This is a genomic window from Nostoc sp., assembly GCF_036918015.1.
GTDB lineage: Bacteria > Cyanobacteriota > Cyanobacteriia > Cyanobacteriales > Nostocaceae > Nostoc.
Genome location: NZ_JBALEO010000098.1, coordinates 183,968 through 200,543 on the forward strand (window position 1 = coordinate 183,968; position 16,576 = coordinate 200,543).

A 16,576-nucleotide genomic window follows, 5' to 3' on the forward strand; every position below is an offset into this window, starting at 1 on the left:
ACAAGTTGGTTAGACAAAATATTCCCAACAACAGTTACAAAATTTAGGAGAACTCAAATGATCATTTCTGATCTAAACTACTTGGAAATTACCTCTGAAGAAATTATTGGTGGCTGGAAGAAGCCTGTAATCGTTAAGCCTGTAATCAAAAAATTCAACAGCATTGCACAAGCTGATGCAGATGCTAAAGCAACCGGCGGCCTCAACAATGTAGCCGTAACCTTTACTAACGCTACCGTCACTCCTACTAGTGCTACTGCTTCATCATCAAGCTTTGCTCAAACTAGCAACTAGTAGTTAACAAGTAGTAATAATTAAACTCTACTTACAAAAAGTATTAACTTCTGCAAGTAGAGTTAGGCTCGAAAGCTTAGTATATTGATAAATGCCGAAGGCTCTTTGCTCATTTGAGCCTTCGGCTTTTACCAAAAATACGTCTTTTGATCTCAAAAAACTGTTTCCGCAATAAAATTTTACAACTTACAACCAACATTTAATCCTCAACTCAGTTTGCAGTCTGTGTTGTTTGCCCGCCCTGAATTAAAACTCTGGGCTAATAGTTAAACCTCATCTATGTTGAAACCTAGAGTTTTTTAAAAGATATATTTATGTAGGTTGGGTGGAGTGAAACGCAACCCAACATTACCACCAAATTTTATGTTGGGTTACGCGATCGCTGCACCCAACCTACAAAACTACGGTTCTCAAGGTAGACAAGGTTTATAAGAGGAATATTTTACCGTAGCCTTAAGCTTCTCGTAGACCCCGAAAGTCGAGAAGGGTAAAATTCCTTTTAATTAAGTTTAGAAAGTAATCAAGCAGACATGATATCAATCGATATCAATTATAAGTTTCAAAAGCTTGAGTTCCTTGCAGATATAGGAACAAAAGACATATTAAATAAATAAAAATTGTATAAATTATAGCTCATAAATAAAAGGATACAAGCTCCTAAGTTTATTTATGGGGATTGTTAATTTTGAATTTGGAGCAAAGCGACGTGACCACAATTCCTGATGCTCTCCAACTTGCAAGTCAATATTACCAAACTAAGCGCTTCACCCAAGCCGAAGAGATTTATCGTCAAATTATAGACCTAGATCCCCAGCAGTCAGAGGCACTTTATAGATTAGGTCTGCTGGCGCAGCAACGGGAACAATATCAAAATGCAGAACGATTTTTTCAAATAGCCTTGCAATTACAGCCAGAAGTAGGGACAATACACAACAGCTTGGGATTTGCTCTGCAACAACAGGGTAAACTAGAAGAAGCGATCGCCTGTTATGAAAAAGCATTAAAAATTCTCCCTGACAGCATAGAAGTACAAATTAATATCAAAAATATTCTTCACATTCAAGGTAAGCTGTCACCAGAAGAACAAATCCACTACGCAGAGTTGAATGAGCAGTTTGCTTTAGCTAGGCAACAGGCAGGCGATTTCAAGATAGCAGAATTATATTATCGCCAAGCTATTGCATTGCAGCCAGATTTGGTATCATCTCATACTAATTTAGGCGAAGTACTCCAAAAACAAGGGCGATTCAATGATGCCATCGATTCTTACCAACAAGCAATAAAAATTAAACCAGACTATCATTACGCCTATCACAACTTAGGGTATCTTTTCCAGGAAAAAGGAAAATTTGCAGAAGCAATAGAAGTTTACGAAAAAACTTTAAGCATTCAACCTGATTTTGCAATCACCTATAACAACTTGGGAAATATTCTCAGGGCACAAAATAAGTTCGATGCTGCCATAGAATCCTATCAAAAAGCGATTAAAATTCGACCTGATGTTGATTATATATATTCCAACTTGGGAACAGCATTGAGAGATGATAACCAAATAGAAGCGGCAGTTCAGGCATTTGAGCAAGCCGTAAAAGTGACACCAAACTACGATCTGGCTAAATTTGGTGCTTGCATGAGCCAACTACCAGTTATCTATTCTAATGTTGAAGAAATTGCATTCAGACGAAATCAGTATCAACAGTATTTGCAAGGTTTAGCTAAATATTATGAATTAACTAATCAGGAAGAACGGGCCAAAGCATCTGAGGCTGTGGGAGCATTTCAACCTTTTTATTTGACATATCAAGGTTTAAATGACCGAGATTTACAGCGAACTTATGGAGAAATGATTTTCCAGATTATGTCGAGTCGCTATCCCCAAGATTGCCAACCGCTGGTTCTGCCAAATTTAGATAAAAATCAAAAGGTTCGTATTGGTATTGTCTCTGGGTTTTTATCTAGTCATTCTAATTGGAAAATCCCTATTAAAGGTTGGGTAGAAAATATAGATCGAAGTGAGTTTGAATTATTTGGTTATTATACCGGAGACAAAACAGATTACTCAACAATGAGTGCCACCAAGGCTTTTGATAAATTTATCCAAGGTGTTCGCTCAACTGAACAATGGTGTGAGGTAATCACAAAAGATAAATTACATATCTTGATTTTCCCAGAATTTGGGATGGACCCAATGACGCTTAAACTGGGTTGTCTGAGATTAGCGCCAATTCAAATGACATCTTGGGGACACCCTGAGACTAGTGGACTCCCGACAATTGACTATTACTTGAGCAGTGACTTAATGGAACCAGAAAATGCTCAAGAACATTATACAGAAAAATTAGTTAGATTACCCAATCTATCTATTCATTATATGCCTTTAGTAATTCAACCCGAAGAAATTAAGAAACCAGATATAGGTTTAAAAGAGGATGATATTTTCTTCTGGTGTTGTCAGTCATTATATAAATATTTACCCAATCATGATGATGTTTTCCCTTCTATTGCTAAAGAGTTAGGGAATTCTAAGTTTGTATTTATTAAAAGCAAAAGTGAAGAAATAACAGAAAGATTTCGCCAGCGCTTAAACCATGCTTTTGCAGCATTCGGGTTAGATTATCAAGAACACTGTTTGTTTTTGTCTTTCCTGAATAACAGTAAGTTTGCTGGGACTACAGCTTTAGCAGATGTCTTTTTAGATAGTATTGGTTGGTCTGGATGTAACTCCACGCTTGAATCTATTGCTCATAATATTCCGGTTGTCACTTTACCAGGAGAACTGATGCGATCGCGGCATTCTCTGGCAATTTTACAGATGATGGATATCGAAGAGACGATCGCTTCTAATAAATCAGAATACGTCCAAATCGCCATCCGTCTGGGGAAAGATGCTAAATATCGGCAATATATTTCCCAGCAAGTTGCAGAAAATAAACATAAATTATATGGCGATTTAAAGCCAGTCAGAGCGCTGGAAGATTTTATTTTACAACTGGTTAATAAACCAAGACAATTTAAGGCCGAAGAAGTTGCTGAATTGTTTCAACTTGCACTTCAAGATCATCGAGCTAATCACCTAGACACAGCCGAACAGCTATATCGTCAGGTGATAGAAAAACAACCAGACTATTCAGAAGCATTATACGGTTTAGGGATGCTGGCACAGCAGAAAGGTGAGTTGCAGGAAGCTCAGAAGCATTTGAGTGCAGCTTCGCAAGTTCAGCCTAACTCGGTGAAAATTTGGTTTAGTTTAGGCAATTTGCTGCAAGGCCAAGGACAGTTACCAGAAGCTGAAGCCGCTTACCAAAAAGCTATTGCATTGCGACCAGATGCAGGGACAATATACAACAATTTGGGCTACACCTTGCAACAACAAGAGAAGTGGGAGGATGCGATCGCATCTTATCAAAAAGCTCTGGAATTTCAGCCCAACTGCATAGAAGCAGAAATCAATTTAGCGAATGCGCTGTTTGCCCAAGGGAAGCTTTCACCAGAGAAACAAGCCTATTATGCAGAATTGAATTATCAGATGGGTATTGCCCACCAAGAAGGAGCTGATTGGGAAACTGCTGTTGTTTACTATCGAACTGCGATCGCAATCCAGCCTGATTTGGTAGAAGCCCATTATAACTTGGGGGTGATACTGCAAGAACAAGGGGAGCTAGAAGAAGCGAGGGCTTGCTATCAAAAAGCTTTGGAGTTCAATCCCCAACACCAGGAAGCCAACATGAAATTAGGAGAGATTTACCAAAACCAGCAACAACAATTTACACAACTTGACTCACTAAAAATTTCTGGCTAAACGGATTATGTCACGCGATCGTCAATTTTCATCAATCTAAACTTAAACTTTCAAATTAAGGGGGTAAAATTTATGTCATTAACAATTTTCGAGAAAGTTAAAGAGTTCATAATCAGAATAGTCAAAGACGAAGCTTTTTACTCCCGATTAATGAGTGAAAAGATTGAGGAAGTGATAAAAGTCATGGAAGAAGGTGGCTATAATTTTTCTCAAGAAGAATTTGAAACAGCCTCAATTAAAATATTGGAATTAAAAGAATTAGGCCAGTTTGACGACCTCAGTGAAGAGGAATTAGTAGGAGCCTTTGGCGGGCTTACAAACACAGTCGCTCAACCATTGTATGGAGCTATAGTCTCACCTCCCGAAAAAGGTGCAAAACCACCAATTAAATGTAAATGGATTCCTAAACCACATCCCAAGCCATGGCCACTTCCTTGTCAAGCAATAGATCCACCTGTACAAGCGTTATATGGAGTAGTTAGCCCAACAGCAATACAATAACCCGATAAAACGATGAAGAAATAGAATGCGTTAGTTTATTTTGAGGGTTGAGATTGAGAGTTAACCAATGACATATCACCGCAAAAGCTACGCAGTTTGGGAAATTACCTTAAAGTGCAATCTAGCTTGTAGTCACTGTGGTTCCCGTGCAGGACATGAGCGCGCCAACGAACTTTCCCCAGAAGAAGCTTTGGATCTCGTCAAGCAGATGGCAGAAGTTGGAATTAAAGAAGTTACTCTCATTGGTGGTGAAGCATTTCTGCGTCCAGACTGGCTGGAAATTGCCAAAGCTATCAACAAGGCGGGAATGTTATGTGGTATGACTACGGGCGGCTATGGCATTTCGTTAGAAACCGCCCAAAAAATGAAGTCAGCGGGAATTCGTACCGTCTCTGTTTCTATTGATGGTTTGGAAGCAACTCATGACCGCCTGCGGGGAAAGAAAGGCTCTTGGAAATATGCATTTAAGACCATGAGTCATCTGCGAGAAGTGGGTATTTCTTTTGGTTGCAACACCCAAATTAACCGCCTGTCAGCGCCAGAATTTCCGTGCATCTATGAGTGCATTCGTGATGCCGGTGCCCGTGCTTGGCAAGTTCAATTAACTGTACCAATGGGGAATGCAGCCGATAACGCAGACATCCTCCTCCAACCCCATGAACTGTTAGATATCTACCCCATGCTTGCCCGTGTGGCGCGTCGTGCTTACCAAGAAGGTGTGCAACTTCAAGCGGGAAATAACATTGGTTACTACGGCCCTTATGAACGACTGTTGCGGGGACGGGGAAAGGAGCATGACTTCTCATTTTGGCAAGGTTGCGGTGCAGGACTTTCCACCTTGGGAATTGAAGCTGACGGAGCGATTAAAGGTTGTCCCTCACTGCCGACTACTGCCTATACAGGTGGTAATATTCGAGAACATACCTTGCATGATATTATCGAGGGTGCAGAAGAATTACGCTTCAATCTAGGAGCAGGAACACCTGAAGGGACAAAACACCTGTGGGGTTTCTGTAAAACCTGCGAATATGCTGAACTTTGTCGTGGGGGTTGCAGTTGGACTGCCCATGTTTTCTTTAATAAGAGAGGTAATAATCCTTACTGTCATCATCGCGCTCTTGTTCATGCCAAACAAGGTATGAGAGAGCGTGTAGTTCCCAAAGTCAAGGCGCAAGGATTGCCATTTGATAATGGCGAATTTGAGCTAATTGTTGAGCCTACAGATACTTTATTGCTAGCAAACGACCGATTACACTTTACTGCTGACAGCATTCAGTGGTCGGAAAGTTGGCAACAAGAACCCGAATTTTCTTACTTTTTAGTGAGATAATAAATCATGGCAGAAAATTCCGAAATTAACACAATTTCAGAGAACAAAACTGACCTTAAGTCATTACCATCTCAAGACTTAGAGAAAATCCCACTGCTTCCACGTTCAGCTTGGAATAGTCAATTAGGCTATTTAAAAGTGCTGTTAAAAGCAAAGCAAATCCTAGACAAAAGCTGACAGTTTTATAGGGCTATCGAGAGATTTAGCTCGTAAATTAGGAGAGAATTACTCCCCAAATATTTACGCGCAAATTTGTTAACTAACAAAATCAACACAGGTTTTTTATGGCATCAAAAGTAAGTCTACAACTGACACTTCAAAAGTTACTTTCTTTCAATGGTAGAACTAATCTCAATAATAGGCCCGATCCCAAGCCCGATCCTAGCCCTAATTTTGCTACTGCTGAAGGGGATGCAACTTTTTCTAACTATAGTGAAGGTGCTGCAAGCATTTTAACTGCTACCCAGGCAGATACATTAGTTAAAGGTGGCGTAACTGCTGCAATTGCTGAGGCTAAAGCAAGTTTTGATCCAACTTTTTCATCACTTTTCACTCAGTCTGCTGTCGTTGGATTAAGTGGTCAGTTTGAAGGTACTTCCAACAGCGAAGCAAAGGTACTTGCTAGTTTTGCGGTTGGTCGTAATGAAAGCTTCTCTTTTGATTTTTCAGCAAATTTAGCATTGGCAGCTAAAGAAATTGAAAATCCTGACGTTGAATATAATAAAGCTCAGTCTACAACCACTTTTTTGGTATTAGATACCACAAATCCTAATAGGGCCAAAGTTTTAGATTATTTTGGCATCCAGGGGAAATTAGTCTCCTCCGATAAAATCGGGGATCTAACTTTTGGTCGTAGTAGCAATGTTAAAATTGACGATCGCGATCGAAGCTCCGATATTAATGGCAACAATGGTAGTGACTTTCTCAATGGTAATGCTGTTGGAACTTATGAACGGAATTTTAATCGCAATACCAACCTAACTATAGTCAAAATTAATACTAGTTCTGTTGAATTGGCAGGAGATACTTTAATCGGCAACCTGGGTAGAGATGTTATCTATGGCACGATTCGGAAGGATAATCTGACAGGAACCAACGGGGCAGACAAACTTTATGCCAGCTTGGGGGATGATAAGCTATCTGGAAAAAGAGGTAATGATAACCTCGACGCCGGCCAAGGTAATGATTCGCTAGATGGTGGCGATGGCGATGATACACTCTATGGCGGTAAAGGCAATGATACACTCTATGGTGGTAGTGGTAATGATGTCTTAGCTGGTGGCGAAGGTAATGATACATTTACTTTCAAACGTAGCGATACCTTCTTTAAAAAAGATTTTGATGTCATTCAAGATTTCCAGGTTGGTGTTGATAAGCTTGTATTAGATGGCTGGGGAAGTCGAGGTAACATCACAGATACCAATGATGGCGCTCTTCTCACCTTAAATTCTTTGTCTTTCGGTAATTCTTTGTCTTTCGGTAATTCTTTGTCTTTCGGTAATAATCCTCAACAAAGCATACTATTTTCAAACGTGAGTGCCAGTGAGATCAGCTCGGTAATATAATTTGCTTAAGGCTAATTGCTCGTTTCATTCCCTAACAGACTCTGATTTACAAGCATCTCAGTCAAAACAATCAGGTGAGTAAAAAATCTGATTGCACAAGAAAATGTCGATACCTTTTCTGCGAGAGGTTTTGCCAACAGGAAACCCTATGGTGTACGCACTGAAATTACTTGAGTTGGTAATGTTTGATCGCTAACTTCAGGTTTATTTCTCGCCCATACTGTTGACAAAATCTCTCCCTTCTCTTAACTAAATAGACTTGCTTTATTAACAGGCAAAAATAGGTAAAATATTTTATTGATAGTTATCACTTATGCTCTGAATTCATAGTAATCTATAACAATATAATATCCAATTCAAATATAGTTATAGATGCTACATAGTTATGAATAATACAAACATTTCAGAATCTAGAATTAAATCTCTTATTCAAATTGCGGTGCAAACGCATCATTCAGGTGACAAGGATGATGCTGAATCGCTAGATCAAACAGAAGTAGCTGAAATCCTCGAACTAGCAGTTCAACAGCAACGAGACAATAGTTTATTGGAGGCGGAACAGCTATATAGTCAAGTTCTGGAAAAACAACCCGATCACCCTGAAGCTTTATATGGTTTGGGAATGTTAGCGCAGCAGATGGGGCAACCTGAAATTGCTGAACAGTGGCTAAGTGCAGCTTCACAAGTTCAACCAGATTCTGTTAAAACTTGGTTCAGTTTAGGTAATTTGCATTTAGTTCAAGAACAGTTTTCCCAAGCAGAGAAAGCTTATCGGCAAGCTTTAGTTTTATTACCTAACTCACTACCAATTTACAACAACTTGGGCTATACTTTGCAACAACAAGGATTATTTGCAGAAGCAATTCACTATTATCAAAAAGCTCTAGAGTTAAAGCCAGACTTTATCGAAGCAGAGACTAATTTGGGCAATGCGTTACACGCTCAAGGTAAGCTCTCCAGCAATCAAAAAATTTACTATGCACAATTAAATAATCAATTGGGTGTTACCCGGAAAAAAGCAGGAGATTTGAAAAATGCTGTAACTTGTCACAAGCAAGCGATCGCACTACAACCAAATTTCTTAGAAGCCCATTATAACTTGGCTTTGACGCTGCAAGAGCAAGGGGAATTAGAAGAGGCGATCGCATCCTATCAAAACCTCTTGGAACTTAATCCCAACTATGGAGAAGTTTACCTGAATTTAGGCAAAATTTACCAACAGCAGAATAATTTAACAGAGGCAATTTCTGCTTATCAACAAGGGTTAAAGCTGATTAATCCCCATTATGCCAAAGTATTTGCAGCTACCCAAGAAAACAAAGAAGAGATATCAGCAACTCCCCTACTTCCTCAAGGAGAAGTGCAAATAGGTGAGTATTACTTTCCACTAATCCCTCCAGTATCAGAAACAGAAGACAAGCGACCTTTTTGGAGTGTGGTTATTCCTGCATATCAACGTCCTGACTATCTGCTAGAGTCCCTAGTCAGCGTCCTAGCTCAATGGTCAGGTATTGAGGAAATGGAAATTATTGTGATTGATGATGCAAGTACGCCACCTCTGTATCAACTAGTAAATGCGATCGGGCGAGGTATAGTACGCTATTACCGCAATCCGCAAAATCTCAGACAGCAGGGAACTTGGAATGCAGGAGTTACTAATAGTCGAGGATTGTGGATTCACTTACTTCATGATGATGACTATGTGTTGCCAGGTTTTTATGCTCGCCTCAAGCAAGGTCTAGAAGGTTGTCCAGATTCCGTTGGAGCAGCTTTTACAGGTTATGAAAATATCAATGAAACAAGAGAAATTACTTTCCGCCAACAATTATACGGGACAGATAAAGGTATAGTTTCAGACTTATTGCTATATATTGGTGTAGCAAACCCATTGAATCCGCCTGCTGTTGTGATTCGTCGAACAACCTATGAACGGCTAGGTGGATATCATCCAGAATTAACCTCTACTCTCGACTGGGAACTCTATAAACGGATTACCACCTTCTATGATTGGTGGTACGAGCCAGAAATTTTAGTTCATTATCGCGTGCATTCCCAAAGTATGAGAACTGAACTTTCCTTATCTGGAGATCGGGTAGCATCAATCCGTCGTTCTATTGAGATTTCTGAAAGCTATCTTCCAGCTGATCTTTGTGCAGGAATTACAGCACAATCACGTAAACATTACTTCATTAGTTGTTTAGCAGATATAGAAGTTCCTCTCAAGGCTGGTCATCTGACTGGCGCTTTTCACACACTTGAAGAGATTCTCAAAATAGATCGGTCTGCTGAGTCACTAGCACAGTTATTTACTTGGCTGAGAACAGATATTGCCACTCCTATGAGGGATGAGATCGCCTTCAGGTTGATCTCTTTGCCTCTCGATAATTAGCTAGTCAAAACCTTAACTAAATACTGGGAGTTCGCCCATTTTTTTTGAAGTTAGAGAAATTGGTAAATGACGTAGAAATCAGGTTTTTGGATAATAGCGATCGCAATCTGGGACAAACGCTATAACCCTTATTTTTACGCTCCGTCTTTTTTATAACTGCCTAAAAAATGAGCAAACTGGGAGTAATAAATCATAAAAAATACTTAAAATGACAACAATTACTGAATCTCTCCAAATAGCATCGAAACATCATAAAGCCAATGATTTAACCAAAGCCGAACAACTGTACCGTCAGATATTGGAAAAAGAGCCTAACCACCCAGAAGCTTTATATGGGTTAGGCATACTGGCACAGCAAGTCGGTCAGTTTCAAAATGCCGAACAGTTGTTGAATGAACTCCTCCAGATTCAACCCAACTCCGTCAAGGCTTGGTTCAGTCTAGGTAATTTATATCAAGCCCAAGATCAGTTACCAGCAGCGGTGGAAGCATATCAGCAAGCCATAGCACTAAAGACAGACTCAGCGCCACTTTATAATAACCTTGGCTATACCTTACAACTACAAAGCAAATGGGAAGAGGCAGTTGCTTGCTATCAAAAAGCATTAGAGTTACAGCCCAACTGTATTGAAGCTGAAGCGAATTTGGGGAACGCATTGCACGCCCAAGGAAAGCTTTCTTCCCAACAACAGGCTCAATACGGGGCGTTAAACAATGAGTTAGGTAGAAGTCGGCACCAAGTAAAAGATTTAAAGACTGCTGTGGCTTACTATCGAGCTGCGATCGCTTTACAGCCTGATTTGCTCGATGCTCACTATAACTTGGGAATTGCGCTTCAACAACAAGGTGATTTTGAAGAGGCAGTAGCCTCTTATCAAAAAATATTGGAACTCTATCCTTACAACGGAGAAATTTACTTCAAATTAGGCAAAATTTACCAAGATCAAAACAAATTACCAGAGGCAATATCTGCCTATCAACAAGGATTGAAGCTCACCAATCCCCACTACCTCAAAGCGTTTGTAGCTGATGCAGAAACCGACAAACATCAGGAAGCGCCGATTACACCGCAGCTTCCTCAAGAGGAAGTAATTGTGAGAAATTATAAGTTTCCCAAAATTCCAGCCGTTGTGGCTAGTGAAAAAAAGAGGCCATTCTGGAGTGTGGTGATTCCTGCATATAAACGTACTGACTATCTTCTCGAATGTCTAGCTAGTGTTTTAGCACAATGGACTGGAGAAGAAGAAATGGAAATTCTGGTAATGGATAATGCCAGTACGCCGCCACTCTTCGATCTAGTGAATTCTATTGGCAGAGGTATAGTAAGCTACTACCGTAATTCGCAAAATATTGGGTTAGTGGGAAACCATAATACAGGAATTACACTCAGTCGAGGACAATGGATTCACATACTGCACGATGATGATTACGTTCTCCCTGGTTTTTATTCCCAACTAAAGCAAAGTCTGGAAGATTGTTCGGATTCTGTTGGAGCAGCTTTCACAGGTTTTGATAATATTGACGAAAAAGGGATGTTTCTTTCCAAAGGGGATATTTTTTACTGGTATGGAGAAGACAGAGGTATTATTCAAGATTGGCTCTCACAGATTGTAGTGACAAATCCGTTGAGACCCTCGGCAATAGTTGTTCGGCGGCAAACCTATGAAAGACTAGGGGGATATTGTTCTGAGTTGAGCGATCTTAACGGGTGGGAACTGTGTAAACGGATTGCTACTTTTTATGATTGTTGGTATGAACCAGAAATTTTGGCTTGTTATCGCGTAGATACAAGTTTGTACGCTAACAAAAGGTCGAATAATCTTTTTTTGACAGGAAATCATGCAGTATTTCTTCGCCGTGCTATCGAGATTACAGAGAGCTATCTTCCAGACGATCTTTGTACAGAGATGACAGCAAAAGCCCGTAGCTATAACTTTGACTATCTTCTAGAAAGGAGGGTAATCATTCCTCTAAGAGCCGGTTATCTGACTGGTGCTTTGCGTATGCTCCAAGAAGCTCTAAAAATCGATTGTTCTCCTGAAGCGATTGCCAAGTTATTCGCTTGGTTGATTCAAGATGAAGCTGCTCCCTTACGGCATGAGATTGCTACCAAGTTGCTTGCTATTCCTAGAGAAAATATTCTAGACAATACTCCTACTGAATTAAAATCCCCACAAACTGCGATCGCACTATAGGATATGAAAATACTTGTAACTGGAACTGAAGGTTATATCGGCTCGTTATTAGCTCCTCTGTTGATTCAAGAAGGTCATGAAGTTATTGGTTTAGATACTGGCTTTTATAAAGTAGGTTGGCTATATAACGGCACCAAAGTAACTGCCAAAACCCTCAACAAAGACATCCGCCACATTACAACAGAAGACCTACAAGGTGTGGAAGCAGTAGTTCACATGGCAGAACTTTCTAACGACCCTTTAGGTCAGTTAGCCCCTGATATCACCTACGATATCAACCACAAAGGCTCGGTACATATAGCGAAACTGGCGAAAGCAGCTGGAATCCAACGCTTTGTCTATACTTCGTCATGCAGTGTCTATGGTTTTGCCACTGAAGACTACGTTAGCGAAGAGTCTACCATCAATCCCCAAACAGCTTATGCCAAATGCAAAGCACTTGTCGAACAGGATGTAAAACTCCTTGCTGATGATGGCTTTTCTCCCACCTTTCTCCGAAATGCCACAGCCTATGGCGCTTCTCCAAGAATGCGCTTTGATATTGTCTTAAACAATCTAGCTGGTTGGGCATGGACAATTAAAGAAATCAAGATGAACAGCGACGGTACACCTTGGCGTCCCTTAGTGCATCTATTGGATATCTGCAAAGCAATTATCTGTACCTTAGAAGCTCCGCGTGATGTAATTCATAACCAAATTTTCAATGTCGGTGATACAAATAGCAACTATCAAGTCAAACAAATTGCTCAAATAGTTGCAGATGTCTTTACAGATTGTGAATTGAGCTTTGGTAAACACGATCCTGATAACCGCAGCTATCGGGTTTTATTTAATAAAATTAACCAAAATTTACCAGGATTCAAATGTGAATGGGATGCCCAACGAGGTGCCCAACAACTATATAATATTTTTCAGCAAATTGATATGGATAGAGGAACATTTGAGTCTAGAGGCTTTACCCGCCTAAAACAACTAGAATACCTCATTCGCACTCAGCAAATCGATCGAGATTTCTTCTGGCAGACTGTTTAAAAATTTTATATAATAAGTTATGAATTTACTAAAGCCAACAAATAATCAGCTAATAACTGGTAATTGTCTATTCTGTGGAACAGGCTTACACCATACCTTTGTAGATTTAGGTATGTCTCCTCCCTGCGAAAGTTATCGCAGTCTCAAACAACTCAATGAAGTAGAGCCATTTTATCCTCTCCATGTCTATGTTTGTGAGGAGTGTTTTTTAGTTCAACTCCAAGAATACATTAGTCCAGAAAATATTTTTAGCGACTACGCTTATTTCTCTTCCTACTCTGATAGCTGGTTACAACACGCCAAAAAATACGTTGATTTAGTAGTAGAACGTTTCCAATTAAACCAAGAAAGTCAGGTAATAGAAATTGCTAGTAATGATGGCTACTTACTGCAATACTTTGTTGCCAAAGGCATCCCAGCGCTGGGAATAGAGCCAGCAGCAAATGTTGCTGAGGTAGCAATTCAAAAAGGTATTCCTACAGTTGTCAAATTTTTTGGACAGGAGACAGCAAAAGAACAGGTTGCTAAGGGCAAACAGGCAGATTTATTACTCGGAAATAATGTCCTTGCTCACACACCATATCTCAATGATTTTGTCAAGGGGATGAAAATTATCCTCAAACCGCATGGTGTAATTACTATGGAATTTCCCCACTTGATGCGGTTAATCGAGGAAAATCAGTTTGATACTATTTACCATGAGCATTTCTCTTATTTTTCCTTTATTACCGTAGACAAGATTTTTGCTGCTCACGGGTTGACAATTTTTGATGTAGAAGAATTAACCACTCATGGTGGTTCTTTGAGAATTTATGCCCGCCACAACGAAGACTCTTCTAAACCCGTTACTCAGCAAGTATCAGAACTGAAAAATAGAGAAGAAGCGGCTGGTTTTACGCAATTAGAATACTATTTTTCTTTTGGCGAACAAGTTAAAGAAACTAAACGCAACTTATTAGATTTTTTGATAAAAGTTAAGCGAGAGGGAAAATCAATTGTTGGTTACGGTGCTCCAGGTAAGGGAAATACTCTCTTAAACTATTGCGGTATCCGCACAGATTTTCTTGACTATACAGTAGACCGGAACCCTTATAAACAGGGTCAATTTTTACCAGGAACTCATATTCCGATTTTTAATCCAGACAAAATTGCCGAAACAAAGCCTGACTATATACTAATTTTGCCCTGGAATCTAAAAAATGAAATTATGATCCAAATGGCTTACATTCGGGATTGGGGAGGTCAATTTGTTGTACCAATTCCTGAAGTTAATGTCTACTCTTAAGTATTTAATATTTTTGCTCGTCAAAAAGGGGTAAGTGACATGAAAGTAGTTTTATTTTGCGGTGGCTTAGGAGCCAGAATGAGAGAATATTCAGAAAGTATTCCTAAGCCAATGGTGAATATTGGTTATAGACCAATACTATGGCACGTCATGAAATACTATGCTCACTATGGGCACAAAGATTTTATCTTATGTCTTGGTTACAAGGCCGACCTCATTAAAAGCTATTTCTTAAATTACAATGAATGGCTTTCTAATAACTTTAGCCTTTCCAACGGTAGCCAAATTCAGTTATTTAATCGGGATATTCAAGATTGGAATATCACATTTGTAGATACAGGGTTAACTGCCAATATTGGACAAAGATTCAAGGCAGTAGAAAAATATTTAGAAGGAGAAGAAGTATTTTTAGCTAATTATAGTGATGGTTTGACAGACTTACATTTACCAACGTATATTAATAATTTTTATCAACGTGATAAGATTGGTAGTTTTTTATGTGTCAGACCAAGCCAAACTTTTCACTTAGTTGATATGAAAGAGGATGGTTTGGTAAAAAATATCCAAGATGTAAAGGAATGTGATATTTGGATTAATGGAGGATATTTTATGTTTAAAAAAGAGATTTTTAACTATATAAATTATGGCGAAGAACTGGTCATGGAGCCTTTTCAAAGATTGATTGCGAAAGAAGAACTTTTTGCATATAAATACACTGGCTTTTTCGGAGTAATGGATACGTTTAAAGAGAAACAACAGTTGGATGATATGTATGCTCAGGGCAAAAGACCTTGGGAAGTTTGGGGAGATGAACAAGTACAAGTCGACCATTTATGATCCAACTTAGTTTGAATAAGACAGAAGAATCTGAGTACAAAATTCTTTGTCTCGGCTCTCATTGCGATGATATCGAGATTGGTTGTGGAGGCACAATCTTAAAGCTGATAGAAAATTACCAAGATGTTGTTATCTATTGGGTTGTCTTTAGTTCCAATGAGCAAAGAGCAGAGGAAGCAACCACAAGCGCTAGTCTCTTCTTAAAAGAAATCCCAGTCAAGAAAATTATCATTAAAAATTTTCGAGATGGCTTTCTACCTTTTCAAGGGATAGAGGTGAAGGAATGCTTTGAACAGTTGAAGCAAGAATTTTCACCAGATATAATCTTTACTCATCATCGAGACGATCGCCATCAAGATCATCGCTTAATTTCTGACTTTACTTGGAATACCTTTAGAAATCATTTAATTTTAGAATATGAAATACCCAAATATGATGGTGATTTGGGTATTCCTAATTTCTTTGTCCATTTAAATGAAACACTCTGCCGCCGAAAAATTCAATATATTTTAGATGCGTTTGCCACCCAGAATAATAAGCAGTGGTTTACAGAAGAGACTTTTCGTTCCATTCTCAGAATTCGGGGGATTGAATCAAATTCACCGAGTAAATATGCTGAAGCATTTTACTGTCGAAAAATGTTTTTCTAAAAAATTAGAATTTTAATTTTTTTCATAATTTGTGATATTTATGATCTTCACTGAAACTAAAATAAAAGAAGCATTTATTGTTGATTTAGAACTGCACCGAGATATTCGCGGCTTTTTTGCTCGGAGTTTCTGTACTCAGGAATTTCAAGATCGTGGCTTAAAACCTACTATTGCCCAATGCAATTTATCTTTTAACTATAAAAAAGGAACATTGCGGGGTATGCATTATCAAATGCCTCCTTCTCAGGAAACAAAATTGGTGCGTTGTATCAGGGGGGCTATTTATGATGTAATTATCGATTTGCGTCCAGATTCTCCTAGCTATTTATCTCATATTGGTATAGAGTTAACTGCTGAAAATCGTCTTGCGCTCTATATCCCAGATAGGTGTGCTCACGGTTTTCAAACTCTGAGCGATGAGACGGAGGTGATGTATCAAATGGGTGATTTTTATGCACCAGAATATGCTGGCGGGTATCGCTATGATGACCCAGCTTTTGGTATTGAATGGCCTCTATCTGTGACTGAAATTTCGGATAAAGATCGGGCTTGGAGTTTATTTGAATCGAAAAAAATTGTAACGACTACGGTGATGTAAGACTTTTAAGATCAATTTAAAAATATATAGTTGCTGAGTAAATATAGGATTAGGAACACACAGAGGCGCAGAGACACGGAAAATCAAAATTTGAAAAATTAA

General features: G+C 39.1%; 13 protein-coding genes. All 13 read left to right on the forward strand.

All coding sequences use genetic code 11. The features are described 5' to 3' along the window. Positions 1-57 precede the first annotated feature (57 nt). Positions 58-294 carry a hypothetical protein gene (locus tag V7K61_RS31530; protein WP_335059744.1) on the forward strand — a complete coding sequence of 79 codons (237 nt, stop codon included), beginning with the start codon at positions 58-60 and terminating at the stop codon, positions 292-294. Positions 295-1,000: 706 nt separating this feature from the next. Continuing rightward, the gene (locus V7K61_RS31535) at positions 1,001-4,093 is read left to right on the forward strand and encodes a tetratricopeptide repeat protein (protein WP_335059746.1); all 3,093 of its coding nucleotides are present in this window, start codon (positions 1,001-1,003) and stop codon (positions 4,091-4,093) included. 72 nt (positions 4,094-4,165) lie between these two features. Continuing rightward, a complete protein-coding gene (locus tag V7K61_RS31540; RefSeq protein WP_335059748.1) occupies positions 4,166-4,594 on the forward strand; it encodes a Nif11-like leader peptide family RiPP precursor in 429 nt (142 codons plus the stop codon). Between the two features lie 67 nt (positions 4,595-4,661). Continuing rightward, positions 4,662-5,924, forward strand: coding sequence for a nif11-class peptide radical SAM maturase 3 (locus V7K61_RS31545; protein WP_335059750.1), 1,263 nt, complete (start codon positions 4,662-4,664; stop codon positions 5,922-5,924). Between the two features lie 6 nt (positions 5,925-5,930). Beyond that, a complete protein-coding gene (locus V7K61_RS31550) occupies positions 5,931-6,101 on the forward strand; it encodes a hypothetical protein (RefSeq protein ID WP_180277390.1) in 171 nt (56 codons plus the stop codon). Between the two features lie 107 nt (positions 6,102-6,208). Next, positions 6,209-7,489, forward strand: coding sequence for a calcium-binding protein (locus V7K61_RS31555; RefSeq protein WP_335059752.1), 1,281 nt, complete (start codon positions 6,209-6,211; stop codon positions 7,487-7,489). A gap of 385 nt (positions 7,490-7,874) precedes the next feature. After that, the gene (locus tag V7K61_RS31560; protein WP_335059754.1) at positions 7,875-9,878 is read left to right on the forward strand and encodes a tetratricopeptide repeat protein; all 2,004 of its coding nucleotides are present in this window, start codon (positions 7,875-7,877) and stop codon (positions 9,876-9,878) included. A gap of 208 nt (positions 9,879-10,086) precedes the next feature. Next, positions 10,087-12,072, forward strand: coding sequence for a tetratricopeptide repeat protein (locus V7K61_RS31565; protein ID WP_335059756.1), 1,986 nt, complete (start codon positions 10,087-10,089; stop codon positions 12,070-12,072). 3 nt (positions 12,073-12,075) lie between these two features. Further along, complete coding sequence (locus tag V7K61_RS31570) at positions 12,076-13,104, forward strand: NAD-dependent epimerase/dehydratase family protein (protein WP_335059758.1); 1,029 nt, start codon at positions 12,076-12,078, stop codon at positions 13,102-13,104. A 19-nt stretch (positions 13,105-13,123) separates the two neighbouring features. Further along, positions 13,124-14,389, forward strand: coding sequence for a class I SAM-dependent methyltransferase (locus tag V7K61_RS31575; RefSeq protein ID WP_335059760.1), 1,266 nt, complete (start codon positions 13,124-13,126; stop codon positions 14,387-14,389). 39 nt (positions 14,390-14,428) lie between these two features. Further along, entirely contained in the window at positions 14,429-15,226 is a 798-nt protein-coding gene (locus tag V7K61_RS31580) for a sugar phosphate nucleotidyltransferase (RefSeq protein WP_335059762.1), read from the forward strand. After that, positions 15,223-15,876 carry a PIG-L deacetylase family protein gene (locus tag V7K61_RS31585; protein WP_335059764.1) on the forward strand — a complete coding sequence of 218 codons (654 nt, stop codon included), beginning with the start codon at positions 15,223-15,225 and terminating at the stop codon, positions 15,874-15,876. The genes V7K61_RS31580 and V7K61_RS31585 overlap by 4 nt, the downstream gene beginning before the upstream one ends. Before the next feature lie 40 nt (positions 15,877-15,916). Then, positions 15,917-16,474, forward strand: coding sequence for a dTDP-4-dehydrorhamnose 3,5-epimerase (gene rfbC, locus V7K61_RS31590; RefSeq protein WP_334716785.1), 558 nt, complete (start codon positions 15,917-15,919; stop codon positions 16,472-16,474). Positions 16,475-16,576: the final 102 nt, after the last annotated feature.

Excerpts from the sequence above, each read along its gene's own strand:
- V7K61_RS31530 (WP_335059744.1), top strand. The coding sequence starts at position 58 with ATGATCATTTCTGATCTAAACTACTTGGAAATTACCTCTGAAGAAATT.
- V7K61_RS31540 (WP_335059748.1), top strand. The coding sequence starts at position 4,166 with ATGTCATTAACAATTTTCGAGAAAGTTAAAGAGTTCATAATCAGAATA.
- V7K61_RS31545 (WP_335059750.1), top strand. The coding sequence starts at position 4,662 with ATGACATATCACCGCAAAAGCTACGCAGTTTGGGAAATTACCTTAAAG.
- V7K61_RS31550 (WP_180277390.1), top strand. The coding sequence starts at position 5,931 with ATGGCAGAAAATTCCGAAATTAACACAATTTCAGAGAACAAAACTGAC.
- V7K61_RS31555 (WP_335059752.1), top strand. The coding sequence starts at position 6,209 with ATGGCATCAAAAGTAAGTCTACAACTGACACTTCAAAAGTTACTTTCT.
- V7K61_RS31560 (WP_335059754.1), top strand. The coding sequence starts at position 7,875 with ATGAATAATACAAACATTTCAGAATCTAGAATTAAATCTCTTATTCAA.
- V7K61_RS31565 (WP_335059756.1), top strand. The coding sequence starts at position 10,087 with ATGACAACAATTACTGAATCTCTCCAAATAGCATCGAAACATCATAAA.
- V7K61_RS31570 (WP_335059758.1), top strand. The coding sequence starts at position 12,076 with ATGAAAATACTTGTAACTGGAACTGAAGGTTATATCGGCTCGTTATTA.
- V7K61_RS31575 (WP_335059760.1), top strand. The coding sequence starts at position 13,124 with ATGAATTTACTAAAGCCAACAAATAATCAGCTAATAACTGGTAATTGT.
- V7K61_RS31580 (WP_335059762.1), top strand. The coding sequence starts at position 14,429 with ATGAAAGTAGTTTTATTTTGCGGTGGCTTAGGAGCCAGAATGAGAGAA.
- V7K61_RS31585 (WP_335059764.1), top strand. The coding sequence starts at position 15,223 with ATGATCCAACTTAGTTTGAATAAGACAGAAGAATCTGAGTACAAAATT.
- rfbC (WP_334716785.1), top strand. The coding sequence starts at position 15,917 with ATGATCTTCACTGAAACTAAAATAAAAGAAGCATTTATTGTTGATTTA.